This is a genomic window from Ponticoccus sp. (in: a-proteobacteria) (genome assembly GCF_048381735.1).
Genome location: NZ_JBLXGL010000008.1, coordinates 1 through 25,273 on the forward strand (window position 1 = coordinate 1; position 25,273 = coordinate 25,273).

Here is a 25,273-nt window from a genome sequence, read left to right on the forward strand (position 1 = left end):
CCTCCGCGCCGATGGTACTGCGTCTCAAGACGTGGGAGAGTAGGTCGCCGCCAAACCTAGTAAAAACCAAAACTCTCAATACAAAAAACACCAGAACGCCCCGACTGATCCCTTCAGCCGGGGCGTTCTTGCGTCCAAAATCCAAAAAATTCCCGAAAAAAACTGCCAGGCCAGGGCAACCCGGCCTCGACGCCTGCCCCAACGCCGTCAGCCACAGCGCTGAAAATGAACGCCCGGGACATGCACCGGACAGGTCCGGCCAGGAAGGTCTATGGCAACCCGCGAATCCCTGGGGGGCTGCCGGGACCGGATCGGGGCCGCAGCCGGACGTCCCTTGAGGGTGGGCGCTGACCCCTGCGCCATGACCCGCTGGCGCCGACCAGACTGTATCAGGACCGACGATTCCCCGCGTAGCGCGCTCGATATCGATCGCCTGGGGAGGCGGCCTTTCGGGAGAGCCTCAGGTGCGCCGGCAAAAGGGCGACAGGGGCGCCTCGTGTCTCGCTCGGCGGCTTGAGGCCGACCGTGGGATATGGCCGTTTGGTCGCCGTGATCGTGGCGGTCGGACTGGTTGCCCCGGTGCGCTTTTCGGGCCGCAGGGAGGGGGCATCTCTGCGACGCAGCCGGGGAGGTCAGGGCAGAGGCCATGGCGGCGCTGAGGTGCCGTTCTGGGGCGCCGGGTGTCCATGCGTCGGGCCGGTATCCGGCTGCCAGCATGGCTGTCATCCGCCGACACAGGTGACGCAAGTCGCGGCCACATCGGCAGGCCGAACCGGACTGTTCCACGGCCTGCGACGCAGGGCTGCACGGATCCTCTGGCGGGGCAGGATGGCCAGCGGCTTGCCGCGCCGGGATTGGGCGAGGGAGAGGGGCAGGCACCCCCGAGGTCTGTCCTCAAAGCCAGTGTCGCCCGCGTCTGGGATGTGGTGAGGGGCCGCTATCGGCATGGCCCATGCCGAGGGTCAGGCGCTGGTCCAGAGACTGCATAACCCAATGATCCGACGGATGATTTTCAAGGGGGATAATGGTGCCCAGAAGAGGACTCGAACCTCCACGGCCTTGCGGCCACTGGCACCTGAAGCCAGCGCGTCTACCAATTCCGCCATCTGGGCACGGGTTGGTGAGGCATGCATTTACGGGTTGTCCGCGGGGGTGTCAACGCCCTTCCGCAAAGTTTTTCACGCGGCAATCGGGCGCCTTGCCGGAGATGCCCCGGGCCTGTATCCCGGGACCATACCTCGTGGAGAAAAGGCAGCGCATGTCCAAACTCGTCACCATCTTCGGAGGATCGGGCTTCGTCGGTCGCTACATTGCCCGGCGCATGGCGCAGGAGGGTTGGCGCGTGCGCGTCGCCTGCCGCCGCCCGAACGAGGCGATCTTTGTCCGGCCCTACGGTGTTGTCGGCCAGGTCGAGCCGGTCTTTGCCAATATCCGCGACGACGACAGCGTGCGCGCGGTGCTGAAGGGCGCGGATGCGGTTGTGAATTGCGTCGGCACCTTCGACAAATCCGGCAAGAACAACTTCGACGCCGTGCAGGCCGAAGGGGCGGGTCGAATCGCCCGGGTCGCGGCAGAGCTGGGCGTCGCCCGCATGGTCCACCTTTCGGCCATCGGCGCGGATGCCGAAAGCGACAGCCTTTATGCGCAAAGCAAGGGACGCGGAGAGGCGGCGGTTCTGGCCCATATGCCGGACGCGGTGATCCTGCGCCCCTCGGTGATCTTCGGCCCCGAGGACGCCTTCTTCAACCGCTTCGCGGGCATGACGCGGCTGTCTCCGGTGCTGCCGGTGGTCGGCGGCGACACGCGGTTCCAGACCGTCTATGTCGACGACGTGGCCCGTGCCGCAGTCATGGGGGTCACGGGGGCCGCCGCGCCGGGTGTCTACGAGCTTGGCGGCCCGGATGTGCACAGCTTCCGCGAGTTGATGCGGGGGATGCTGGGGGTGATCCGTCGGCGTCGTGCCATCGTGAACATCCCGTTCTGGCTGGCGGCGCCCATGAGCTGGGTCATGGATCTTGTGCAGACGGCGACACTTGGCCTTGTTCCCGCGCAGGTCACCCGTGACCAGGTGCGTACGCTGCGACATGACAACGTGGTTGCCGCAGGGGCGAAGGGATTTGCCGATCTGGGCATCCAGCCGACGGCCCCGGAGGCGGTGCTGCCCGAGTACCTGTGGCGCTTCCGGCCCTCCGGCCAATACGACGCGATCAAGGAATCGGCGCGGAACCTGCGCGCGGATTAAGCGCGGATTAAGCGGGGCCGGGACACTCTTCCCGCCCGAGGGGCGGAGAGTGCCGCACCCGGGCCGCGTCAGGCATTCACATGCGCTGTTCGGCCCGGGCGCATCGCCCTGAACGCGCCGGTCAGGGCTTGTCGGCCTGAAGACTGGCGAAGAGCGGGGCGTTGCGGCAATAGTCCGGCGGAGCCGCCCGGGTGCCCTGATGCGCGGCCTGCCACTGTGCGCAGCGGTCCGGCGCGGTGCAGCCGGTGCAGCGCAGCACGGCGTCCTCCAGCGCGCCGAACGACAGGGTGCCGCGCAGCATCTGTTCTTCGAGGTCCAGCCCCTGCAGGCTGGCCATGTCATCGACCAGGGCGGCGTGGCGCTTCAGCGTGGACGGGCTTTGCATGGCAGTCTCTCCCTCGGGCTAACCTTGGAACAGACTGCGGGCGAATCGGCGCCTGTGCCTTGACTCAGGTCAAGCGCCTCAGGACCCGCCGGTCATCCGCGCCGCCGTCCGGCGCACGATGTCGACGCGCGCGGCGTTGGGCGGGTGAGAGCCCAGGAAGCGGTTGCCCGGGTCGGGGATGCGCGTGAAGAAGGCCGCGCCGCGCACCGGGTCGTAGCCGGCCTGCAGGGCGATGATGGTGCCCAGCTGGTCGGCCTCCAGCTCGAATTCCTTCGAGTAGGCGCGCGCGCCCACCGCCGCGCCCAGCTGTTCGGCGCTGCGCACGGCCTCGGCCTCGGCGCCCCCGATGGCGGCAATGCCCGCGAAGATCACCGCGCCGTAGGTGGCGCTTTCCCGCGTCTTGGCGAGGTGGTTCATGACGTGGTGCGCGGCCTCGTGGCTCATGATGAAGGCCAGTTCGTCGGCATTGCGGACAGAGTTGATCAGGCCCAGGTTGAAGGCAAGGATCGGGCGGCCGAAGCGGTCTTCGGTCTGGAAGGCATTGGGTGCCTGCCCGGGCCGGTCGTCCACCACGATCTGGAAATTGCAGTTCATGCCGCTGGTGCGGGCGCGGCATTCCTCTTCGGCCACCGGCTCGACGGTGGCCACCACTTCGACGAACTGCCGCGCCATCCGGTTGGCCTTGGCCTGGGCCCCGGCAGAGATCCCGAGGCCGGGCGCCTCCGAGGGGGCGGGGTCCGGCAGCATGACAGGCGCGCAGGCCGACAGAAGCACGAGGACGAAGGGAAAGAGGCGAAGCATGATGGGGCGGGTTCCGGAGTGGTGTCGGCGAAGGATAGGGCGCCCGGCATCGTTGTGCCAGTCCGCAGAGGTCACGAGGCGGTGTTGCGCCGACCGTTTCGGCGGCCCTGCGGCCTTTTGCGCTTCATCCGCATCCGCCCGACCGCAACAGGCGTTTGACGGCGGCCAGGGGACGTGTCTTTCGATTCAAATCGCGGGGAAACTGGGCTAGGCTCCGGGGCAGGGCCCCCGCGCCCGGACGCTGGTGCCGGGCCGCGGCAGCGGCCCCGAGATAGGACCGGGAAAGGACCGACATGTTCAGCATCGAGCACGATTTCGACGCCACCGTGGTCACGCTTGTCGACGAGGGCGCGCGGCATCTTCAGGAGGACGTGGTGATCTCGAGCTTCGAGGATTGCGTCACGGTCGAACAATACGATCCACGCAGCGATACGCTGCAGCGGATCACCCTGTCGCTGTCCCAGATGGGCGATCTCGTGACCGCCGTGAACCTGCCCGAGGGGGTCTACCGCCGCAAGGCCTAGACCGGCCTGCCAGCTGCCGCGCCACGACCGGGGCTCAGCCTTCGATCCGGAAAACCTTGTCCCGCGCGGTGGCCCCGGAATCGAGGCTCAGCCGGGATTTCGGGATGCCCAGGGCCTTGGCCAGCAGCTTCTGGACCGCGGCATTGGCCTTGCCGTCCTCCGGCACCGTCGTCACCCAGACCTTCACGGTGTCACCCTCCCGCGCGATGCGGTTGCGCGCGGCCCGGGGCGTGACGCGCACCGCCAGGCGGGTGCCCGGCACCGCAAGGTCCGAGAGGTCTGGAAGCGGCTCTGCCATGGCTCGCGGCTACCAGCCTGCCGGGCCGCGCACAAGATCGCGGTTGAATCCCGGCCCGCAAGGTCTGACATAAGGACCGAACAACGCCGGAGACCCCATGCCCGCACTGAACCAGGCCGCCCTCGACTTCCTGCTGTCCCGCCGCTCGCGCCCCGCCAAGACGCTGGCCCGGCCGGCGCCCGACCGCGCGGCGCTGCTGACCCTGCTGACCGCCGCCGCGCGCAGCCCCGACCACGGCAAGCTGGAGCCCTGGCGTTTCATCGTTCTCGAAGGCGCCGCGCTGCACCGCATCGCCGGGGCGGTCGAGGCCTGCGGTGCGCGGCTGGGCAAGGATGCGGATGCCGTGGCCAAGGCGCGTTCGGCCTTTGCCGACAGCCCGCTCTGCGTGGCGGTGATCGAATCGCCGGTGGACTCCGAGAAGGTGCCCGCCATCGAACAGACCTATTCGGCGGGCGCCGTCTGCCTCGCGCTGCTGAACGCGGCGCTGGCGGCAGGCTGGGGGGCGAACTGGCTCTCGGGCTGGGCCAGCCACGATGCCGGCTTCCGCGCCGAGGCGCTGGACCTCGCCCCGCAGGAACGCATCGCGGGCTTCCTCCACATCGGGACGGAGAAAAGCACCCCGCCGGACCGCCCGCGCCCCGATCTCTCGGCCAAGACCACCTGGGTCGAGGCATGATCCTCGACGCAGCCTTTCGCGCCATCGGCCAGATGGGCGACCGCCGCTTTCAGGGGGTGCTCCTGCGCGGCATCGGCCTGACCGTGGCGCTGCTGGTTGCCGTCATCTGGCTGGTGATGTGGGCGGCGGGCTGGCTGGTCGGCGATTCGATCACCCTGCCATGGGTCGGCACGCTGACATGGCTCGACAATGCCGCCAGCCTCGCCGCGCTGCCGGTCATGCTGCTGCTCTCGGTCTTCCTGATGGTGCCGGTCGCCTCGGCGATCACCTCGCTCTTCCTCGATGACGTGGCACAGGCGGTCGAGGAGGCGCATTATCCGCACCTCGGTCCCGCCGCACCGGTCTCGTTCGCGGATGGGTTGCGCGACTCGCTGGGGTTCCTCGGCACGCTGGTGCTGGCGAATATGGTGGCGCTGGTGCTCTACCTGATCTTCGCGCCTCTCGCGCCCTTCATCTTCTGGGCGCTGAACGGCTTCCTGCTGGGCCGCGAATACTTCACCCTCGCCGCCATGCGCCGGGTCGGCCGGACAGAGGCCTACCGCCTGCGCCGCCGTCACCTGCTGACGATCTGGGCCGGGGGCGTGCTGATGGCCGTCCCCCTGACCGTCCCGCTGGTGAACCTGATTGTCCCGGTGCTGGGCGCGGCCACCTTCACCCATGTCTTCCACAGGCTTTACGACCCGCGCAGGGGCTGACGCTTCTTCTGTCCCGAAATATCCCGGGGGGAGGCCGAAGGCCGGGGGGCAGAGCCCCCTGGCGCCCGGCCCCCGAACCCGGTGCCGGTCACTCGGACCGCGGCTCCATCCGGTTGAACATCCATCCGTCGATATCGCGCACGGTGATGGCGCCCGACAGGATGGTTCCGGCGATGATCGCCCACAAGACGGCAGAGACCAGCGTCGTGATCCAGGCCTTGCGCCTGAGGTTGTGAACCTCGGGGCTGCCGGCATGGGTGCCGGGCACGATCTCGCCGAGGTCGCCCTGCGTTTTCAGGCGAATCGGGATCACCACGAGGAAGGTCATGAACCAGATGACCGCGAACAGCACGATGCCGGATGTAAGACCCATCAGACCTGCTCCAGTTCCACGAGGCAGCCGTTGAAATCCTTGGGGTGCAGGAACAGCACCGGCTTGCCATGGGCGCCGATCTTCGGCTCTCCGGTCCCCAGCACGCGCGCACCGGTCGCCTTCAGGTGGTCGCGGGCGGCGAGAATGTCGTCGACCTCGTAGCAGACGTGATGGATGCCGCCCGAGGGGTTCTTGTCCAGGAAACCCTGGATCGGAGAGTTCTCGCCCAGCGGATACAGCAGTTCGATCTTGGTGTTGGGCAGTTCGATGAAGATCACGGTGACGCCGTGATCGGGTTCGTCCTGCGGGGCACCGACCGATGCGCCAAGGGCAGAGCGGTACTGCTCGGCGGCGGCGTCCAGGTCGGGAACGGCAATGGCGACGTGGTTGAGGCGGCCGATCATCGGGGTCTCCTTGGGCTCGGGCTCTGGCTGCCATGGGTTATGGCGTCCGCGGTGCCCCGGAACAAGCGGGTGCGGCCTTTAACCGCTTGTTCACCACAAGCGGTCACTCTGGTGGAAGACCGCCATCGCACCAGAGGGGATGATCATGGACGACCACTCACTGCTTGCCGCGCAGCTGCGCCCGACCGCCACCCGCCCCCTGCTGGGGCTGACGATCCTCGTGGTCGAGGACAGCCGGTTTTCCTGCGATGCCATGCGGCTTCTGTGCCTGCGCTCGGGCGCGCGCATCCGCCGGGCGGACTGCCTGAAATCGGCGCGCCGCCATCTTCAGGTCTACCGCCCCAGCGCGGTTGTCGTCGATCTGGGCCTGCCCGACGGGTCCGGCGCGGAACTGATCTCGGAACTGGCGGTGACCGTGCCGCGTGTCGACGTGATCCTGGGAACCTCGGGCGACAGTTTCGGCGAAGAGGTGGCGCTGGCCGCGGGCGCGGACGGTTTCCTGGCCAAGCCAGTCCATTCGGTCCTGGCCTTCCAGACCGCGATCCTCTCCGCCCTCCCGCCAGAACGGCAGCCCAACGGCCCGCGCCTGGTGTCGGACGATCCGATCCACCCGGACCCGCTGGCCTATCGCGACGATCTGGCCCATGCCGCCGATGTGCTCGACGACCGCGACGACGAACGCATGCTGGCCTATGTCACGCAGTTCCTGCGCGGTGTCGCGGGCAGTGCCGGGGACACGGTGCTGCAACGCGCGGCAGAGGATCTGGCCGATGCGCGGGCGCGCGGCACGCCGGTGCAATCGACCCTCGCCCGGGTGGCGGGGCTGGTGCAGGACAGGCTTTCCGCCCGCATCGCGATCTGAACGGCCCGGGCCGGGTGGGACCGGCCCCCGCCACAGGGCCGCGCGGGCGGGCCATCGCTCCGCGCGCCCCGCCGCCCTCCGAACCGTCATGGCTTCAGGGGGCGTCGGGCTGTCGAATTGCAGGTGGCGCGGAACCGGCGGCGCGTCCGCGCGTTTTCGGGCGAACAGCCATTCTGTCTCGCACAGGGGAAAGCCATGCCCGATATCTACAGCGCCATCAAATCCGACCACGACCGTCACCGCGCCCTCATGGAACGGATCGCCGATACCTCCGGCGCATCGGAAGAGCGTAAGGCCGCCTGGGATGAATTCTACCATGACGTGAAAAGCCATGCTGCGGCAGAGGAAGAGACCTTCTACTCGAAGTTGATTTCCAAGACCTGGGGTCAGGACGCCGCGCGCCATTCCGTGCACGAGCATCAGCAGCTCGACGATCTCATGGAAGAGCTGAACGAAATGGACATGGCGTCCTCGGGCTGGCTCAACAGGTTCAAGACCCTCCAGCACGACTACGCGCATCACATCGAAGAGGAAGAGGACGAAGTTTTCAGCCGTGCCAAGGAGATAATCGACAGCGCAGAGCTTGAGGGCTACGGCGAGCGTTTCCTTGAACGGAAGCGGAAAGAGGCCGGTCTGATCGAGGAGAAAAAGGCCGACGCGCTGGAAGACTGAAGCATTGGAAAACCCTGACAAGACAGGGCGGGGTCGGGGCGGATGCCTCGGCCCCATTTTCTGCCGTCACCAATCCGCGTCACAACCAGGGATTGTGCGCGGCAGGGCTTAACATTTCGTTAAAAAATCCGATTGCCGACCCGTGGCTGCCACAATCCAAATACAGCCTTACGTTGAGTGTGGCCATGGATGGAGCTTGGGACAATGGGAACAGACGCAGCCTTGTTGATGTCGGTAACGACGGTTTCGCTCTTGCTGCCACTGGTGGTGATCAAGCACATGATGCGGCGGATCCTGCGTCACAGGTATGGCGACGCGGTGGCGCAGAACCGTTTCGAGGCCGGGCGCCTGGTCATCGTGTCCTGCACCGCGGCCTTCATGCTGGGCGCCGTGCTGATGCTTGGGCCGGGAACCATCGCGCCGGACATGATCGCCCCGGCCCCCGGGCCGGTCCCGGCCACTGTCATCGCCGAGGCGCGGTGAGCGAGCGGGCGCCGGCTGTCGACGCGCTGCGGGCAAATCGAACGAAGAGCGGCAGGACCCTTCCGACCCGGGTGACGGAACCGATGCCCTAGAACCGGAACCCCGGCGGGTAGTCGTGCTGACCGTCGAAATCGGCCTTGCCGATCTCCAGCCCGGCCTGCCTGAGCACCGCAAAGCCCATGGACATGTGGAAGAAGAAATTCGGCGCCGCGAAGCGGTGCAGGTAGTCCGACGCGCTCTGGTTCAGGTCGGCGAAACCCGCGATATGGCTCACCGTTCTGTCCTCGCAGCCCTCGAAATCCGCCCGGTCCAGCCCGCGCAGACGCGCTTCGGCAAAGCCGATCCGCGCCATCAGCCCGTCCAGGTCCATGGCGGCAGAGGGGAACCCGGGCACGGGCAGACCGATCAAGGGAAAACTGCCCCTCAGGGCAAAGCCCGCCGCACTGGCGAACTGCTGCGCGGCGCTGAACATGTCGGGCGCCAGCCGCGCCTCCAGAAACTCGGCCCGGCCCCCGGTGCGGTCCAGAATCAGGCGCGACCGGTCGAGGTAGTGCAGGAAGACCGGCACAGAGGCGTCGTAGAGCGCGGACATTCAGGCCTCGGGCAGGGCGCGCTTGCTGCCGTGGTCGTCCAGCGCGACAAAGTAGAAATCCGCCGCCGTCACCACCACGGCATCCTCGGCAAAGCGCCGCCGCGCGTGGGCCTCGACCGCGATCCGCATCGAGGTCCGCCCGCGCGAGACCAGCCGCGCGAAGATCGTCACCTCGTCCCCGACCTTGACCGGCTGGTGGAATTTCATGCCCTCGACCGCGACGGTGGCCGCGCGCCCGCGCGACACGCGCCCCGCGACGTTGCCCGCCGCGAGGTCCATCTGGCTCATCAGCCAGCCGCCGAAGATATCGCCCGACGGGTTCGTGTCGGCGGGCATGGCGATGGTGCGGATCGCAAGGACCGAGCCGTCCTCCGGGTCGGTGACGGGCCGCGATTCGTCCATCGCCTCAGTCCTGCGGAATGACGCGCAGCGACAGCTCCATCAGCTGGTCGCTGGTGGGGTCGGAGGGCGCCTGCATCATCAGGTCTTCGGCGCGCTGGTTCATCGGGAACATGATGACCTCGCGGATGTTCGAGGTGCCCGCCAGCAGCATGACGATCCGGTCGATGCCCGCAGCACAGCCGCCGTGCGGCGGGGCGCCGTAGTGGAAGGCGTTGAAGAGCGCGCCAAAGCGGTTCTTCACCTCGTCGGCGCCGTAGCCCGCGATTTCGAAGGCCTTCAGCATGACGTCGGGCTTGTGGTTCCGGATCGCGCCGCTGACCAGTTCGTAGCCGTTGCAGGCAAGGTCGTACTGGTAGCCGCGCACCGCCATCGGGTCGCCGTTCAGCGCCTCCATGCCGCCCTGCGGCATCGAGAAGGGGTTGTGCTCGAAGTCGATGGCGCCGGTTTCCTCGTCGCGCTCGTAGATCGGGAAGTCGACGATCCAGGCAAAGGCAAAGCGGTCCTTCTCGGTCAGGCCCAGTTCCTCGCCGATCACGTCGCGGGCCTTGCCGGCCACGCGCTCGAAGGCCGCGGGCTTGCCGCCAAGGAAGAAGGCCGCGTCGCCGACGCCAAGGCCCAGCTGTTGGCGGATCGCCTCGGTGCGCTCGGGGCCGATGTTCTTGGCCAGCGGACCGGCGGCTTCCATGCCCTCGCCCTGATCGCGCCAGAAGATATAGCCCATCCCCGGCAGGCCCTCTTTCTGCGCGAAGGCGTTCATCCGGTCGCAGAACTTGCGGCTGCCGCCGGTGGGCGCGGGAATGGCGCGGATCTGCGTGCCGTCCTGCTCCAGCAGCTTGGCGAAGATCGCGAAGCCGGAACCGCGGAAGTGCTCGGACACGTCCTGCATCTCGATCGGGTTGCGCAGGTCGGGCTTGTCGGTGCCGTATTTCAGCGCCGCTTCCTTGTAGGGGATCTGCGGCCAGCTTTCCGGCGCGTCGACCTTGGCGCCGCCGCCGAATTCCTCGAAGACGCCCGCGATCACCGGGGACACGGTGTCAAAGACGTCCTGCTGCTCGACAAAGCTCATCTCGAGGTCGAGCTGGTAGAAGTCGGTGGGCGAGCGGTCGGCGCGCGGATCCTCGTCGCGGAAGCAGGGCGCAATCTGGAAATACTTGTCGAAGCCCGAAACCATGATCAGCTGCTTGAACTGCTGCGGCGCCTGCGGCAGCGCGTAGAACTTGCCCGGGTGCAGACGCGACGGCACGAGGAAGTCGCGCGCGCCCTCGGGGGAAGAGGCCGTGATGATCGGCGTCTGGAACTCGCGGAAGCCCTTGTCCCACATGCGCTTGCGGATCGAGGACACCACGTCCGAGCGCAGGGTCATGTTCTTCTGCATCGCCTCGCGGCGCAGGTCGAGGAAGCGGTACTTCAGGCGCGTCTCTTCCGGGTATTCCTGATCGCCGAAGACGATCAGCGGCAGTTCCTGCGCCTCGCCCAGCACTTCGATGTCGCGGACGAAGACCTCGACCTCGCCGGTGGGCAGCTTGGGGTTCACCCGATCGGCGTCGCGCGCCTTCACGGTGCCGTCGATGCGGATACACCACTCCGAGCGGACCTTCTCCATCTGGGCGAAGACCGGGCTGTCGGGGTCGCACAGCACCTGCGTCGTGCCGTAATGGTCGCGCAGATCGACGAAAAGGATGCCCCCGTGGTCGCGGATGCGATGCACCCATCCTGCAAGGCGGACGGTCTCGCCCACGTTCGACTTGGTCAGTGCGGCGCAGGTGTGGCTGCGGTAAGCGTGCATATCAGTGTCCCCGAGAGAATTCCGGGCCGGTCAACCAAGGCGCGGCGGCAAAGTCAAGCTGTGCGTGCCCGGACGGGCCGTTTGCAGCCTGTTCCGGACGCCCCGTTTCCGGCGATTCGCAGCCTGCGGCGTCCCGGTTTTCGCCTCGGCGCCGGGGCTTGGAACGGCCGCACCCCATTGCCCGGATAGAAACAGACCCCGATCCCCACCGCAAGGACGCGCAGCCGCGCCGCGACCGTTTCGGGCCGGTTTTCGGTCAGGGGCGGCCTCGTGCCCTGGCCCGGTCCCGCAGATATCGACCCGGTTTCCGTGAAATTCCCGTGTCAGGGCCGGGACGAGGGCTTGCACCGGCAGGGTGCATGTCTATAACCCGCAACAATTTGCGGGCCGGGCTGTCGCGGCCCTGCTGCCCCCTGCCCGAAACGCGCCGTCAGACGAGGTCACCCCATGCCCAAACGTACCGATATCAAATCCATCATGATCATCGGCGCAGGTCCCATCGTCATCGGTCAGGCCTGCGAGTTCGATTATTCCGGCGCACAGGCCTGCAAGGCCCTGCGCGAAGAAGGTTACCGGGTCATTCTGGTGAACTCCAACCCGGCGACGATCATGACCGACCCGGGGCTGGCCGATGCCACCTATATCGAGCCGATCACCCCGGAAGTGGTCGCCAAGATCATCGAGAAGGAACGTCCCGACGCGCTTCTGCCGACGATGGGCGGCCAGACCGGCCTGAACACCTCTCTGGCGCTCGAAGAGATGGGCGTGCTGGAGAAATTCGGCGTCGAGATGATCGGCGCCAAGCGCGAGGCCATCGAGATGGCCGAGGACCGCAAGCTGTTCCGCGAGGCGATGGACCGCATCGGGCTGGAGAACCCGAAGGCCGAGATCATCACCGCGCCGAAGAAAGAGAACGGCAAGCGCGACCTCGAAGAGGGCGTGAAGCTGGCCCTGGAAACGCTGGAGCACATCGGCCTGCCCGCGATCATCCGCCCCGCCTTTACCCTTGGCGGCACCGGCGGCGGCGTGGCCTACAACCGCGAGGATTATGTCCACTATTGCCGCTCGGGCATGGACGCCTCTCCGGTGGGGCAGATCCTCGTCGATGAATCGCTTCTGGGCTGGAAGGAATTCGAGATGGAGGTCGTCCGCGACAAGGCGGACAACGCGATCATCGTCTGCGCCATCGAGAACGTCGACCCGATGGGCGTGCACACCGGCGATTCGATCACCGTGGCCCCGGCGCTGACGCTGACCGACAAGGAATACCAGATCATGCGCAACGGCTCGATCGCCGTGCTGCGCGAGATCGGCGTGGAAACCGGCGGATCGAACGTGCAATGGGCGGTGAACCCGGAAAACGGCCGCATGGTCGTGATCGAGATGAACCCGCGCGTGTCGCGCTCTTCGGCGCTGGCGTCGAAGGCCACCGGCTTCCCCATCGCCAAGATCGCCGCCAAGCTGGCCGTGGGCTACACGCTGGACGAGCTGGACAACGACATCACCAAGGTCACGCCCGCCTCCTTCGAGCCGACCATCGACTATGTCGTCACCAAGATCCCGAAGTTCGCCTTCGAGAAATTCCCCGGCTCGCAGCCGCATCTGACCACCGCGATGAAGTCGGTCGGCGAGGCCATGGCCATCGGCCGCACCATCCACGAGTCGCTGCAAAAGGCGCTCGCGTCCATGGAATCCGGCCTGACCGGCTTTGACGAGGTCGAGATCCCCGGCCTGACCGGCAATGCCGCCTCCGACAAGGCCGCCGTGATCAAGGCGATCTCCGAAGCGACGCCGGACCGGATGCGCACCATCGCACAGGCCATGCGCCACGGGCTGACCGACGACGAGATCCACGGCACCACCATGTTCGACCCGTGGTTCCTTGCCCGCATCCGCGAGATCGTCGACGCCGAGGAACAGGTCCGCGCGCAGGGTCTGCCCGTGGATGCCGAGGGCCTGCGCGAGCTGAAGATGCTGGGCTTTACCGACGCCCGCCTTGCCACGCTGACCGGCCAGTCCGAAAACGCCGTGCGCGCGGCCCGCCACGAGGCCGGTGTCACCGCCGTCTTCAAGCGCATCGACACCTGCGCGGCGGAATTCGAGGCCCAGACCCCCTACATGTATTCGACCTACGAGATGCCCATGATGGGCGAGGTCGAATGCGAGGCGCGCCCCAGCGACCAGAAGAAGGTGGTGATCCTGGGCGGCGGCCCCAACCGGATCGGGCAGGGCATCGAGTTCGACTACTGCTGCTGTCACGCCTGCTTTGCGCTGACCGCGCAGGGCTACGAGACCATCATGATCAACTGCAACCCGGAAACCGTGTCGACCGACTACGACACCTCGGACCGGCTGTATTTCGAACCGCTGACCTTCGAGCACGTGATGGAGATCCTGCGCGTCGAGCAGCAGAACGGCACGCTGCACGGCGTCATCGTCCAGTTCGGCGGCCAGACGCCGCTGAAGCTGGCCAATGCGCTGGAAGAGGCGGGCATCCCGATCCTCGGCACCACGCCGGACAGCATCGACCTTGCCGAAGACCGCGACCGCTTCCTGAACCTGGTGAACGATCTGGGCCTGAAGCAGCCGAACAACGGCATCGCCTCGACCGATGAGGAAGCCTTTGCCATCGCCGAGAAGATCGGCTTCCCGCTGGTGATCCGCCCCTCCTACGTGCTGGGTGGCCGCGCCATGGAAATCGTGCGCGACATGGAGGGGCTGAAGCGCTACATCCGCGACGCCGTGGTGGTGTCGGGCGACAGCCCGGTCCTGCTCGACAGCTACCTCTCGGGCGCCACCGAACTGGACGTCGACGCGCTTTGCGACGGCACCGACGTGCATGTGGCGGGCATCATGCAGCACATCGAAGAGGCGGGTGTGCACTCGGGCGACAGCGCCTGTTCGCTGCCGCCCTATTCGCTGTCCAAGGACACGCTGGCCGAGATCGAGCGCCAGACCCGCGCGCTCGCCAAGGCGCTGAACGTGGTCGGCCTGATGAACGTGCAGTTCGCGATCAAGGGCGAAGAGATCTACCTGATCGAGGTCAACCCGCGCGCCTCGCGCACCGTGCCCTTCGTGGCCAAGGCGACCGACAGTGCCATCGCCTCGATTGCCGCGCGGCTGATGGCGGGCGAAAAGCTGTCCGCCTTCCCGAAGCGTCCGCCCCACGAGGCGGATATCGACTATGACACCGACCTGCCCATCGCCGACCAGATGACGCTGGCCGATCCGAACATGCCGTGGTTCAGCGTCAAAGAGGCGGTGCTGCCCTTCGCCCGCTTCCCCGGCGTGGACACGATCCTCGGGCCGGAAATGCGCTCGACCGGCGAGGTCATGGGCTGGGACAAGTCCTTCCCGCGCGCCTTCCTCAAGGCGCAGCTGGGCGCGGGCACCCACCTGCCGACCGGGGGCGCGGTCTTCTTCTCGATCAAGGACGACGACAAGACCCCGCAGATGGTCGAGGCCGCGCAGATCCTGTCGGATCTGGGCTTCACCCTGGTCGCCACCAGCGGCACCGCGGGTTTCCTCAAGGACCACGACATCGCCTGCGAGACGGTCAAGAAGGTCTACGAGGGCCGTCCGAACATCGTCGACCTGATGAAGGACGGCGGCATCCAGCTGGTGCTGAACACCACCGAGGGCGCCGCCGCCGTCGAGGACAGCCGCGAGATCCGCTCTGTCGCGCTATACGACAAGATCCCCTACTTCACGACCGCCGCCGGCGCCCATGCCGCCGTACAGGCGATCAAGTCGCGGGACGAGGGCGAGCTGGTGGTGAAGTCGCTTCAGGGCTGAGGGCCGGAAACTCGGAAAATCGCATGAACGTCAATGGGGCGGACCGGCAGGTCTGCCCCTTTGCCGTTTATGCGCCTGTTGGCATCGCTGCGTACCGTCCGCTTTGCGTCCGGAGCAGACTCGCGGCAGGGGATGTAGTATCATTCCTCAAATCGGGAGGGGACCGTGACGCAAGCGATCACTTTTGCCGACAGGTATCAGACTGTGCTGGTCCCGGTCATTTTCGAGCCATGGGCAAAAGAGCTGGTCCGGCGCGCCGACCCACAGGCGGGTGACGATATCTTGGATCTCGCCTGCGGCACCGGTGTCGTGACAAGGGAGCTTGCAAAACGGTTGCCCGGTTCCCGTAATCTCGCGGCAGCAGATCATAGTGCCGAGATGCTTGGCGTGGCTCGATCTCTCGCCAAAGAAGCTGGATTGGATGTCGAATGGGTGGAGGCCGATGCCGCCACACTTCCTTTTGCCGACAATCGGTTCAATCTCGCCATCTGCCAGCAAGCCCTGCAGTTCTTCCCCAACAAGTTGGCAGCGCTTCGGGAACTGCGACGGGTGCTGAAACCCGGGGGGAGAGCAGTTTTCTGTGTTCAGCGAGAACTGGATGTCAATCCAATGCTCAAGGCGCAGGCGGCGACGCTCGAAGCTTATGTTGGCGCAGAAGCCGCCACCGCCGTAGAAGCCATTTGCAGCCTGCCCGATGGCACAGAAATTCAAATGCTTTTCGAGAAAGCCGGATTCCGGGATATCGAAGTGACGTCGGTGACCCTTGACCTTCAGCATCCTGATGCTGCTGTGTTCGCCGCCGGGGCGATGGGTGGCATGCATACCGGTGACAAGCTCTCCGGCCTTGCAGACGGTGACATTGACCGCGCGGTGGAGGCTTTCCTCGACGGCTTGGGAGATTGTCTCGATGGCCGCTCACTGCGCTTCCCGCACGTATCGAATGTTATAGTTGCGACGGCTTGAGACAAGGTGGGACCCGGCCTCACCCGAACGGTAGCATAGTCCGCTGAGCCGACCGTCGCCGCACCGCGTCCCGACCAAACTTCCGGGCGCCGGTTTCTTATGATCCGGTTGTGCTGAACGGGTCTCAGAGCGGCTGTGCGCCCTGTCCGCCAAGGGGCAGCCCCCGCAGGGCCTTCAACTGGCAGCCTCACCAGCGCCAGTCGAAGGTCCGGATCACCTGCACGCTGACGCGGCCGGAGTCGCGTTCCTGCACCACAGGAGAATCCGCCATGGAGCCGGTCAGGTGGGTCCAGCCCACAGTGCCCTGCACCGCCCAGCTTTCGTTGAAATCGTGGCGGACCGACATCTCCAGCCCGTAAGCGTAAAGCCCGGCGTCGGCGTCATATGCCGCCAGCGCGGCCCCGGTGGGGACGTCGAAATAGGTGTCGGCATAGGCGTCGTTGGCAAAGCTCAGGCGCGGGCCGACGCGGACCTCGGTGCGCGGGGCGGCGGCAAGGATCGCGTCGCCGCCAAGGTCCAGAACCAGCCCGTCGTGTCCCGTGACGCCCTTGCGCAGCGCGCCGAAGATCTCGGCCTGTTGCCAGCGGTAGGACAGCTTCAGCCCCAGTTCCAGCGCCGTGTCGACATCGTCGATCCCGGCAAGGCGGGAGTAGTCGTCCTCGGTGCGCTCTGACAGCAGGCGGAAGGACGGGCCGAAGCCGAGGCCCAGACCGTCGCCGCGGTCGATGTTGAAGAACAGGAAATCCAGACGGCTGACGCTGCCCGACAGGCTTGGCCCGGCCTTGTAGTCGTCCGAGCCCTCGTAGGCGGGCGCGGCGCCGACGCCTGCGCCGATCTCGAAGGTCAGCTGTTCGGCCTGCGCGGCCAGCGGCAGGGCAAGCGCAAGGGCGGTGAGGGCAGCGGTACGCATGGGGCAGACTCCTGGGCGCCGGGCGGGGCGCCCGGGGTGGCTGCCTTTAACCATAGCCCATGCGAAGATTCGGAAAACCCTGCGGGGCGTGCCCCCGTGCTGCGCTGTTGCAGGCTCTCCACATCCCGGCGCGCGCCTGCTAAACCCCGGGCCAGACAGCACGGAGAGCCGCACTTGAAACCCGTCATCCTGACCATTCTCGACGGCTGGGGCCTGCGCGAGGACCCGGCGAACAACGCACCGGTGCTGGCGAAGACGCCGACCATCGACCGGCTGATGCAGACCTGCCCGCATGCCACCCTGATCACCCATGGCCCGGATGTCGGCCTGCCGACCGGGCAGATGGGCAACTCCGAGGTCGGGCATACCAATATCGGCGCCGGGCGCGTCGTGGCCATGGACCTCGGCCAGATCGACCTTGCCATCGAGGACGGCAGCTTTTTCGAGAACGAGGCGATCCTCGGCTTCGCGGCCAGGGTGAAGGAAGCGGGCGGCACCGCCCATGTCATGGGGCTGACCTCGGACGGGGGCGTGCATGCCCATACCGATCACATGCTGGCGGCGGTCAAGGTGCTGACCGGACAGGGGCTGCGCGTCGCCGTCCATGTCATCACCGACGGCCGCGACGTCGCGCCGCAAAGCGCCGCCGCGCAGGTCGCCGCCTTTGAAAGGGCCCTGCCCGAGGGCGCCTTTGTGGCCACCGTGTCGGGGCGCTATTTCGCCATGGACCGCGATACACGATGGGAGCGGGTCGAAAAGGCCTGGCGCGCGGTCTGCGAGGGCAGGGCGCCCGACCGGGACTCGGCTGTCGCGGGGATCGAGGCCTCTTACGAGGCGGGCAAGACAGATGAATTCGTCGAACCCTTCACCGTCGGCGGCTATGGCGGCTTCGCCAAGGGCGACGGGCTGTTCTTCGTCAACTTCCGCGCCGACCGCGCGCGCGAGATCCTCGCCGCCATCGGGGCGCCCGATTTCGACGGGTTCGAACGCGACAAGCCCGCGCTTTCGGCGCTGCTGGGCATGGTCGAATATTCCGACGCGCATAACGGCTACATGACCACGGCCTATCCCAAGCGGAAGATCGTCAACACGCTGGGCGAATGGGTCGCAAAGGCGGGCAAGACCCAGTTCCGCCTTGCCGAGACAGAGAAGTATCCGCATGTGACCTTCTTCCTCAACGGCGGCAAGGAACTGCCCGAGCCGCATGAGGACCGTTTCATGCCCAAGTCGCCCAAGGTGGCGACCTACGACATGCAGCCCGAGATGAGCGCGGGCGAGGTGACCGGCAAGTTCGTCGAGGCGATCGAGCACGGCTACGACCTGATCGTGGTGAACTATGCCAACCCCGACATGGTCGGCCATACCGGCGATCTGGAGGCCGCCATCAAGGCCTGCGAGGCGGTGGATGCCGGGCTGGCGCAGGTGGTTGCCACGCTGGAAAAGACCGGCGGCGCGCTGCTGGTGATCGCCGACCACGGCAATTGCGAGACCATGGTGGACCCGGAAACCGGCGGCCCGCATACGGCCCATACCACGAACCTCGTGCCGGTGATCCTGTATGGCGGCCCCGAAGGCGCGCGCCTGCGCGACGGGCGGCTGGCGGATGTGGCGCCGACGCTTCTGCAGCTGATGGAGCTGGACCAGCCCGAAGAGATGACGGGCGAAAGCCTGATCGCATGAAGCGCCTTGCGCTGATCCTTGCGCTGGCCGCCGGGGCCGCGCAGGTGCAGGCGCAAACCGCCGGCGATGCCGCGCAAAAGGCCGCCGAGGCGCTCGAGGCGGCCTCGGTCCTGCTGCAGTCCGCCGACTCGGGCAATGACCGGGTCGCGGCGCTGACCGACACGATCCGCGCCTACGAGGACGGGCTGGCCGCGATGCGCGAGGGCCTGCGCGCGGCGGCGGTGCGCGAAACCGAACTCAGCCGCAAGCTGGCCTCGCAAGAGGCAGAGGTGGCGCAGCTGCTGGGGGTGTTGTCCTCGGTCGGCGGTCGCGCCGCGCCGCAGACGCTGCTGCATCCGCAGGGGCCGCTGGGCAGCGCGCGCGCGGGCATGCTGGTGGCCGCAGTGACCCCTGCGCTGGCGGGGCGGGCCGCCGAGCTGCGGGCCGACCTCGAAGAGGTCTCGGCCCTGCGCGCGCTTCAGGAGAATGCCGCCGAAACGCTGGAAGAGGGCCTGTCGGGCGTGCAGCAGGCGCGTACAGAGCTGTCGCAGGCCATCGCCGACCGCGTGGATCTGCCGAAACGCTTCTCCGAAGACCCGATCAAGACCGCCATCCTGATCTCCTCCACGGAAACGCTTCAGGGCTTCGCTTCGGGCCTCAGCCAGATAGCCGAGGGCGAGGGCGCCGCGCCGACCGATGCCATCGAGGGGTTGCGGGGCACGATCCCGCTGCCGGTGCGTGGCACCGTTCTGCGGCAGGCGGGCGACCGCGACGCCGCCGGGGTCAGCCGCCCCGGCGTGGTCATCGCCACCCGCCCCGGCGCGCTGGTCACCACGCCCACCGCCGCGACCGTGCGCTATGCCGGGCCGCTGCTGGATTACGGGCTGGTGATGATCCTCGAACCGCAGGCCGATCTTCTGTTTGTCTTCGCCGGTCTCGATGTGATCTATGGAGAAGCCGGGCAGGTTCTGCCCGCGGGCAGCCCCATCGGCCTGATGGGTGGAGAAGCGGCGGATGTCCTGTCACCTTCGGGTGAGGGGGCTGGCGCCGGGCGTTCGGAAACGCTCTATATAGAGGTCAGAGAGGGCGACGTGCCCGACGATCCGCTGAGGTGGTTCGCAACCGACAAGGGATGACTCGAGTATGAAGAAATTTCTGATGGCAGCGGCGGGCGGGGCAGTGGCCTCTGTCGTCGCGACCACGCAATTCGTCGGACCGCTGCTGGCGCAGGAGACGTCCCGCGCGCCCAGTGTCTACGAACAGCTTGACCTGTTCGGTGACATCTTCGAACGGATCCGGGCGCAATATGTCGAAGAGGTTGACGACTCGGACCTGATCGAGGCCGCCATCAACGGCATGCTCACCTCTCTCGACCCGCATTCCAGCTATCTGCCCCCCGATGACGCCGCCGACATGCGTGTCCAGACCCGCGGCGAATTCGGCGGCCTTGGTATCGAGGTCACGCAGGAAGAGGGTTTCGTCAAGGTCGTTTCTCCGATCGACGGCACCCCGGCAGAGGATGCGGGCATCGAGTCGGGCGATTTCATCACCCATGTCGACGGCGAAAGCGTGCTGGGCCTGACGCTCGATCAGGCGGTCGACATGATGCGCGGGCCGGTCGGTTCCGAGATTGTCATCACCGTCGTGCGCGAAGGCGAGGACGAGCCCTTCGACGTCTCGATCATCCGCGACACCATCAAGCTGACCGCCGTGCGCACCCGGACAGAGGGCGACACCGTGGTCCTGCGGGTCACCACCTTCAACGAACAGACCTATCCCAACATGCGCGACGGGCTGGAAGAACAGATCGAGGCGCTGGGCGGCCTGGAGAACGTCAACGGCGTGGTGCTGGACCTGCGCAACAACCCGGGCGGGTTGCTGAACCAGGCGATCATGGTCTCCGATGCCTTCCTGGAGGCGGGCGAAATCGTGTCGACCCGGGGCCGCGACCCGGCGGACGGCGACCGCTACAACTCGGAAACGCTGGTGCCGGGCGATCTGGTCGAGGGCAAGCCCATCGTGGTGCTGATCAACGGCGGCTCTGCCTCGGCGTCGGAAATCGTCGCCGGTGCGCTTCAGGACCACCGCCGCGCCATCGTCGTGGGCACCAAGAGCTTCGGCAAGGGGTCGGTCCAGACCGTCATGCCGCTGCGCGGGGACGGGGCCATGCGCCTGACCACGGCGCGCTATTACACGCCCTCGGGCCGCTCGATCCAGGCGCTTGGCGTGTCGCCCGACATCGTCGTGGCGCAGCCGCGCCGTGACCGGAACGCAGAGGAGGAAGAGGAAGACACCGGCCTGTTCTCGCGCTCCGAGGCGGACCTGCGCGGCTCTCTGGACAACGACTCGCTGACCGAGGACGAGATCAAGCAGATCGAGGCCGACCGCGAAAAGGCCGAGCAGGCTGCCGCGCTGCGCGAAGAGGATTACCAGCTGGCCTATGCCATCGACATCCTCAAGGGCCTCTCGGCCCTCGGTCCGAAGAACTGATCGGTCGGGGCGGGCCCTGGTCCGCCCCTGTCCGGCGCCGGCCCATGCCGGCGGCCCACAGGGCGGGCAGCGGCCCGCCGTCCCCGTGCAAGACAGGCAGAGGCCCGCGCCCATGACCCCCGACGACATCGCGAAACTGCCCTATCGCCGCAACGTCGGCGTCATGCTGGTGAACGCCGCGGGCGAGGCCTTTGTCGGCCAGCGCGCCGACCGGCAGCCGCACGAGCCGCCCGCCTGGCAGATGCCCCAGGGCGGCATCGACAAGGGCGAGGACCCGCGCGCCGCCGCCCTGCGCGAACTGACCGAGGAAACCGGCGTGACGCCGGACCTCGTGACCGTCGAGGCCGAGACCGAGGACTGGATCGCCTACGACCTGCCGCATGACATCGTGCCGCGCATCTGGAAGGGCCGTTTCAGGGGGCAGGAACAGAAGTGGTTCCTGCTGCGCTTCCACGGCCGCGACGACCAGATCCGCCTGGACGCGGACGATCATCAGGAATTCACCGAATGGCGCTGGCTGTCCGCCGATCAGGTGCTGTCGCAGATCGTGCCCTTCAAGCGCGCGGTCTACGAGCAGGTGATCGACGCCTTCCGGGACCACCTGTGAAACGCGCGCTGGCGCTTCTGCTGACGCTCACGCTGGGCTCTCAGGCGCAGGCCCTGTCCTGCATCGCCCCCGATCCGATCCGCGACTTCAAGGAAGCCCACGCAAGCGAGGACCGCTGGAGCGCCGTGGTCGGACGTCTTGATTTCGACGAAAGCCGCCTGCCCGTGGTGCCTCTGGACCAGCAGGCAGAGCCGAAGGCCCCGACAGAGCTGCGCGCGCAGATGGTGGGCCGCTTCCTTGGCCCCGAGGGCTTTGTCCAGCCGTTTCAGGGCAATGTCACGCTGCGCGTCTCCTGCTACCTGGCATGGTGCGGCGGGGCGCAGAGCGGTGGCCGATACCTTGCCTTCCTCCGGCACGAGGATGGCAAGCGCATCGTGCAGGTAGAGCCCTGCGGGCAGTGGCTGTACCGCGATCCCGCGCCCGCACTTCTGGACGCGGTGCATGCCTGCTTTGCCGGTGGCCCCTGCGCAGAGGGCGGCCAGTTCTGATCACACCCGGACGTCAGGTCCCGATGTCTGGCCCGCAGTCGCCCTGCATCCGCGCCATGTAGTCCCGCAACAGCGACACGCGCCGTGGCCGGAAGGACCGGCCCGACCGCTCCAGCCCGGTCATGCGGTCCAGCCGGAACATGCGAAAGTCCTGCCGCAGCAGGCACCATGCCATCAGGCAGTGGCTTTGTTCGAAGAAGACGATGGACAGCGGCATGACCTCGCGCCGGGTCGCCGCGCCTGCCTTGTCGGCGTAGTCGAAGACCACCTGTTCCTCTTCCCAGCAGGCCTTGCGCAGGGCCTTGGCGTCGATGGTCGGCGCGGGCGGCAGGTTGAACCGATGCGCCGTCAGCACCGCGTGGCGCAGCCGGTGGGCCTGCGCCTCGGGCAGGCGGGCGCGCAGCTTGGCCAGCGCCGTTCCGGCGGCCTGCGCCAGTGCCGGATCGCCCACCGCGGTGACCTCGCGCAGCCCAACGATCAGCGCCTCCAACTCGTCGTCGTCGAAGCCCAGAGGCGGCAGATGCGCGCTTTCTATCAGCCGGTAGCCGAAGCCCGGTTCGCCGTCGATGACGGCGCCAAGGCTGCGCAGCGTGTCGATGTCGCGGTACAGCGTGCGGGTGGATACACCGGTTTCCCGGGCAAGCTGCTGCCCCGTCACCGGCGCGGGCAGGCAGCGCAGGGCGGTCATCAGCTGGAAAAGGCGGTGGGTGCGGGACATGGCTGCGGTATCCTCTACCCTCTTGCCAGAAACTGGCAAGAGGGTGCGAAAGGCTGATGACCGCCCCCGGCGCCTGCCGCCCTCAGGTCTTGGCGCGGCGCTGCCGGCTGACCTTGCGCTTGGTCTTGGCGTCCTTGGCCTTGGCCTTGGCCAGCTTGCGCTTGGGCGAGGCGCCGCCGCGAGACCGGCCCGCGCCGCCGCCCCGGTGGCGCCCGCGCCGGAACGAGCCGCCGCCGCGCCCGCTTTCGTATTCCTCGCCGTCAAGCTCCAGCAGCTCGAAGGCGATGCCGCCCGTGACCGGCGCCGCCTCGACCAGCTTGACGCGCGCACGCATGCCCAGCCCGATCTCGCGCCCGCTGTCGGCGCCCATCAGCGTGCCGCTCTCGCGGTCGAAGTGGAAATACTCGTTGCCTAGCGTCGAGATTGGCACCAGCCCGTCGGCCCCGGTCTCGTCCAGCTTCACGAAGAGGCCGAACTTGGCGATGCCCGACACGCGGCCGGTGAACTCGGCGCCCAGCCGGTCCGACAGGTAGGCGGCAAGGTAGCGGTCGGTGGTGTCGCGCTCGGCCATCATCGAGCGGCGTTCCGTGTCGCTGATGTGCTGCCCGGTCTTTTCCAGCCCGTCGATCTCTTCCGCCGTCAGCCCGTCGTCGCCCCAGCCATGCGCGGTAATCAGCGCGCGGTGCACGATCAGGTCGGAATAGCGCCGGATCGGAGAGGTGAAATGCGCGTAGTTCTGCAGCGCCAGCCCGAAATGGCCGAAGTTCTTCGGCGTATAGTAGGCCTGCGTCATGCTGCGCAGGGTCGACAGGTTGATCAGCTCGGCCTCGTCGGTGCCCGCCGCCTGATGCAGCAGCCGGTTGAGGTGTTCGGTCTTCAGCACCTGCCCCTTGGCCAGCGTCAGCCCGGCGGCCTGCGCCGTGTCGCGCAAGGATTCCAGCTTGTCCTGCGGCGGTTCCTCGTGGACGCGGAACAAAAGCGGGGTCTTCTTGGCGATCAGGGTCTCGGCGGCGGCGACATTGGCCAGCACCATGTATTCCTCGATCAGCCTGTGCGCCTCCAGCCGGTCGACGAAATCGACCGAGGTCACCTTGCCGTCCTCGCCCAGCTGGACCCGGCGTTCGGGCAGGTCCAGATCGAGCGGCTGGCGCCTTTCGCGGGCGGCCTTCAGCGCGGCATAGCCCGCGTAGAGCGGCTTCAGGACCGGCTCCAGAAGCGGGCCGGTGGCCTCGTCTGGCTGGCCGTCGATGGCCGCCTGAACCTGCTGGTAGGTCAGCGATGCGGGCGAGCGCATCAGCCCGCGCAGGAACGTCTGCCGCAGCTTGTTGCCGTCGCGGTCCACGGTCATGCAGACCGCGATGCAGGCGCGCGGCACACCTTCGTGCAGCGAACACAGGTCGCCCGACAGCCGGTCCGGCAGCATCGGCACGACGCGGTCGGGGAAGTAGCTGGAGTTGCCGCGCTTTCGCGCCTCGCGGTCGATCCTGGACCCCGGCGTCACGTAATGCGCCACATCCGCGATGGCCACCCACAGGCGCCAGCCGCCCGGGTTCTTCGGGTCGTCGTCGGCCTCTGCAAAGACCGCGTCGTCGTGGTCGCGCGCGTCCGAGGGGTCGATCGTCACCAGCGGCATGTCGCGCAGATCCGTGCGACCGCTCAGCCCGGCGGGCTTCATGCTGTCGGCCTCTTCCAGCACGTCGGCGGGGAAGTCGTCGGGGATGCCGTGCTGGTGGATCGCGATCAGCGAGACCGCGCGCGGCTCTGACGGGTCGCCCAGCCGCAGGGTGATGCGCGCCCGCGGCAGGCCCATGCGCCCGCCCGGTCCGGCCTGTTCCGCCTCGACCAGTTCGCCGTCCTTTGCGCCAAGGGCGGCGTCGGGGCCGACGGTCCATTCCTTGTCGCTGCCCTTGTCGATGGGCATGATTCGCCCACCCTCGGCGCTCTTGCGGAAGATGCCGACGATCTTGCGCGGACTGGCGCCGATGCGGCGGATCAGCCGGGCCTCGTAATTGTGGTCCTCTTCGTGGACCACCTGAAGGCGGGCAAGGATGCGGTCGCCTTCCCCCAGCGCGGGGTCGCTGGCGCGCGGCACGATCAGCACCACCGGCTCTACCCCTTCGCCGTGCCACTCCAGCGGCTGCGCGTAGAGATCGCCGTTGTCGTCGGGCGCCTTGACCTGCAGGACGCTGACCGGCGGCAGCCGGTCCGGGTCGCGGTAGGTCTTCTTGCGCTTCTCCAGATGGCCCTCGGCCTCCAGCTCCTTCAGCAGGCGCTTGAGGTCGATGCGATCCGCGCCCTTGATGCCAAAGGCCTTGGCGATGTCGCGCTTCGAGGTCAGCGTTGGGTTCGCGGCGATCCAGTCGAGGATTTCCGGCTTGGTGGGCAGCTTTGTCATGGCCCTCAGGTAGCACGGGCGCGTGACAATGCGAAGATGCCTCGCGCCGGGGA

The 25,273-nt window shown here is 67.4% G+C and carries 25 protein-coding genes and 1 tRNA gene; 14 read left to right on the plus strand and 12 right to left on the minus strand.

What is annotated here, in order from left to right:
- Positions 1-1,025: 1,025 nt before the first annotated feature.
- A tRNA-Leu gene (locus ACN5KJ_RS13905) sits at positions 1,026-1,112 on the minus strand.
- 146 nt (positions 1,113-1,258) lie between these two features.
- On the opposite strand from ACN5KJ_RS13905, the gene ACN5KJ_RS13910 reads away from it, so the two are divergent.
- A complete protein-coding gene (locus ACN5KJ_RS13910; protein ID WP_418594667.1) occupies positions 1,259-2,242 on the plus strand; it encodes a complex I NDUFA9 subunit family protein in 984 nt (327 codons plus the stop codon).
- A 121-nt stretch (positions 2,243-2,363) separates the two neighbouring features.
- Here ACN5KJ_RS13910 and ACN5KJ_RS13915 read toward each other — a convergent pair whose 3' ends face one another.
- Positions 2,364-2,627, minus strand: a complete 264-nt coding sequence (locus ACN5KJ_RS13915) for a DUF6455 family protein (protein WP_418594668.1) — start codon at positions 2,625-2,627, stop codon at positions 2,364-2,366.
- A gap of 78 nt (positions 2,628-2,705) precedes the next feature.
- Positions 2,706-3,428: a M48 family metallopeptidase gene (locus ACN5KJ_RS13920; protein WP_418594669.1), complete on the minus strand. Its 723-nt coding sequence runs from the start codon at positions 3,426-3,428 to the stop codon at positions 2,706-2,708.
- A 293-nt stretch (positions 3,429-3,721) separates the two neighbouring features.
- Between ACN5KJ_RS13920 and ACN5KJ_RS13925 the strand changes: the two genes are divergently transcribed.
- Positions 3,722-3,952, plus strand: a complete 231-nt coding sequence (locus ACN5KJ_RS13925) for a hypothetical protein (RefSeq protein WP_206566391.1) — start codon at positions 3,722-3,724, stop codon at positions 3,950-3,952.
- Between the two features lie 34 nt (positions 3,953-3,986).
- Here the strand turns inward: ACN5KJ_RS13925 and ACN5KJ_RS13930 are convergent, their stop codons facing one another.
- Positions 3,987-4,250: a DUF167 domain-containing protein gene (locus tag ACN5KJ_RS13930; protein WP_418594670.1), complete on the minus strand. Its 264-nt coding sequence runs from the start codon at positions 4,248-4,250 to the stop codon at positions 3,987-3,989.
- A 97-nt stretch (positions 4,251-4,347) separates the two neighbouring features.
- Here ACN5KJ_RS13930 and ACN5KJ_RS13935 point away from each other — a divergent pair, with 97 nt between their 5' ends.
- Both ACN5KJ_RS13935 and ACN5KJ_RS13940 read left to right on the plus strand, forming a co-directional pair.
- Positions 4,348-4,926: a nitroreductase family protein gene (locus ACN5KJ_RS13935; protein WP_418594671.1), complete on the plus strand. Its 579-nt coding sequence runs from the start codon at positions 4,348-4,350 to the stop codon at positions 4,924-4,926.
- Positions 4,923-5,621: an EI24 domain-containing protein gene (locus ACN5KJ_RS13940; RefSeq protein ID WP_418594672.1), complete on the plus strand. Its 699-nt coding sequence runs from the start codon at positions 4,923-4,925 to the stop codon at positions 5,619-5,621. Before ACN5KJ_RS13935 ends, ACN5KJ_RS13940 begins: the two co-directional genes overlap by 4 nt.
- Positions 5,622-5,709: 88 nt before the next feature.
- Here the strand turns inward: ACN5KJ_RS13940 and ACN5KJ_RS13945 are convergent, their stop codons facing one another.
- Positions 5,710-5,994 (minus strand): DUF1467 family protein, encoded by a 285-nt coding sequence (locus ACN5KJ_RS13945; RefSeq protein ID WP_347166070.1) that lies wholly within the window; start codon positions 5,992-5,994, stop codon positions 5,710-5,712.
- A complete protein-coding gene (gene mce, locus ACN5KJ_RS13950; protein ID WP_206566396.1) occupies positions 5,994-6,398 on the minus strand; it encodes a methylmalonyl-CoA epimerase in 405 nt (134 codons plus the stop codon). Before mce ends, ACN5KJ_RS13945 begins: the two co-directional genes overlap by 1 nt.
- A 145-nt stretch (positions 6,399-6,543) precedes the next feature.
- On the opposite strand from mce, the gene ACN5KJ_RS13955 reads away from it, so the two are divergent.
- The 3 genes from ACN5KJ_RS13955 (at position 6,544) to ACN5KJ_RS13965 (ending at position 8,415) form a co-directional block, all read left to right on the plus strand.
- Positions 6,544-7,260, plus strand: coding sequence for a response regulator (locus ACN5KJ_RS13955; protein WP_418594673.1), 717 nt, complete (start codon positions 6,544-6,546; stop codon positions 7,258-7,260).
- A gap of 195 nt (positions 7,261-7,455) precedes the next feature.
- Entirely contained in the window at positions 7,456-7,932 is a 477-nt protein-coding gene (locus ACN5KJ_RS13960; protein WP_347166069.1) for a hemerythrin domain-containing protein, read from the plus strand.
- A gap of 222 nt (positions 7,933-8,154) precedes the next feature.
- Entirely contained in the window at positions 8,155-8,415 is a 261-nt protein-coding gene (locus ACN5KJ_RS13965) for a hypothetical protein (RefSeq protein WP_418594674.1), read from the plus strand.
- Positions 8,416-8,503: 88 nt separating this feature from the next.
- Here ACN5KJ_RS13965 and ACN5KJ_RS13970 read toward each other — a convergent pair whose 3' ends face one another.
- The 3 genes from ACN5KJ_RS13970 to aspS are packed head-to-tail and all read right to left on the minus strand — an operon-like array spanning position 8,504 to position 11,195.
- Positions 8,504-9,007, minus strand: coding sequence for a DUF1993 family protein (locus tag ACN5KJ_RS13970; protein WP_418594675.1), 504 nt, complete (start codon positions 9,005-9,007; stop codon positions 8,504-8,506).
- Positions 9,008-9,409 carry an acyl-CoA thioesterase gene (locus tag ACN5KJ_RS13975; protein ID WP_023848319.1) on the minus strand — a complete coding sequence of 134 codons (402 nt, stop codon included), beginning with the start codon at positions 9,407-9,409 and terminating at the stop codon, positions 9,008-9,010.
- A gap of 4 nt (positions 9,410-9,413) precedes the next feature.
- The gene (gene aspS, locus ACN5KJ_RS13980) at positions 9,414-11,195 is read right to left on the minus strand and encodes an aspartate--tRNA ligase (RefSeq protein ID WP_418594676.1); all 1,782 of its coding nucleotides are present in this window, start codon (positions 11,193-11,195) and stop codon (positions 9,414-9,416) included.
- 447 nt (positions 11,196-11,642) lie between these two features.
- On the opposite strand from aspS, the gene carB reads away from it, so the two are divergent.
- Together carB and ACN5KJ_RS13990 are read left to right on the plus strand one after the other, a co-directional pair.
- Positions 11,643-14,990 carry a carbamoyl-phosphate synthase large subunit gene (gene carB, locus ACN5KJ_RS13985; RefSeq protein WP_418594677.1) on the plus strand — a complete coding sequence of 1,116 codons (3,348 nt, stop codon included), beginning with the start codon at positions 11,643-11,645 and terminating at the stop codon, positions 14,988-14,990.
- Positions 14,991-15,155: 165 nt separating this feature from the next.
- Positions 15,156-15,953 carry a methyltransferase domain-containing protein gene (locus ACN5KJ_RS13990; protein ID WP_418594678.1) on the plus strand — a complete coding sequence of 266 codons (798 nt, stop codon included), beginning with the start codon at positions 15,156-15,158 and terminating at the stop codon, positions 15,951-15,953.
- Between the two features lie 187 nt (positions 15,954-16,140).
- Here the strand turns inward: ACN5KJ_RS13990 and ACN5KJ_RS13995 are convergent, their stop codons facing one another.
- Positions 16,141-16,863, minus strand: a complete 723-nt coding sequence (locus tag ACN5KJ_RS13995) for a MipA/OmpV family protein (protein WP_418594679.1) — start codon at positions 16,861-16,863, stop codon at positions 16,141-16,143.
- Between the two features lie 174 nt (positions 16,864-17,037).
- On the opposite strand from ACN5KJ_RS13995, the gene gpmI reads away from it, so the two are divergent.
- The 5 genes from gpmI (at position 17,038) to ACN5KJ_RS14020 (ending at position 22,107) form a co-directional block, all read left to right on the plus strand.
- Positions 17,038-18,543, plus strand: a complete 1,506-nt coding sequence (gene gpmI, locus ACN5KJ_RS14000; RefSeq protein WP_418594680.1) for a 2,3-bisphosphoglycerate-independent phosphoglycerate mutase — start codon at positions 17,038-17,040, stop codon at positions 18,541-18,543.
- Entirely contained in the window at positions 18,540-19,658 is a 1,119-nt protein-coding gene (locus ACN5KJ_RS14005) for a murein hydrolase activator EnvC family protein (protein WP_347166062.1), read from the plus strand. Before gpmI ends, ACN5KJ_RS14005 begins: the two co-directional genes overlap by 4 nt.
- Positions 19,659-19,665: 7 nt before the next feature.
- Complete coding sequence (locus ACN5KJ_RS14010) at positions 19,666-21,012, plus strand: S41 family peptidase (RefSeq protein ID WP_347166061.1); 1,347 nt, start codon at positions 19,666-19,668, stop codon at positions 21,010-21,012.
- 112 nt (positions 21,013-21,124) lie between these two features.
- Positions 21,125-21,619 carry an RNA pyrophosphohydrolase gene (locus ACN5KJ_RS14015; RefSeq protein ID WP_418594681.1) on the plus strand — a complete coding sequence of 165 codons (495 nt, stop codon included), beginning with the start codon at positions 21,125-21,127 and terminating at the stop codon, positions 21,617-21,619.
- Positions 21,616-22,107: a hypothetical protein gene (locus tag ACN5KJ_RS14020; protein ID WP_418594682.1), complete on the plus strand. Its 492-nt coding sequence runs from the start codon at positions 21,616-21,618 to the stop codon at positions 22,105-22,107. Before ACN5KJ_RS14015 ends, ACN5KJ_RS14020 begins: the two co-directional genes overlap by 4 nt.
- A 13-nt stretch (positions 22,108-22,120) precedes the next feature.
- Here the strand turns inward: ACN5KJ_RS14020 and ACN5KJ_RS14025 are convergent, their stop codons facing one another.
- Both ACN5KJ_RS14025 and rnr read right to left on the minus strand, forming a co-directional pair.
- Positions 22,121-22,825, minus strand: coding sequence for a helix-turn-helix transcriptional regulator (locus ACN5KJ_RS14025; protein WP_418594683.1), 705 nt, complete (start codon positions 22,823-22,825; stop codon positions 22,121-22,123).
- A gap of 82 nt (positions 22,826-22,907) precedes the next feature.
- Positions 22,908-25,220 carry a ribonuclease R gene (rnr, locus tag ACN5KJ_RS14030; protein WP_418594684.1) on the minus strand — a complete coding sequence of 771 codons (2,313 nt, stop codon included), beginning with the start codon at positions 25,218-25,220 and terminating at the stop codon, positions 22,908-22,910.
- Positions 25,221-25,273 lie beyond the last annotated feature (53 nt).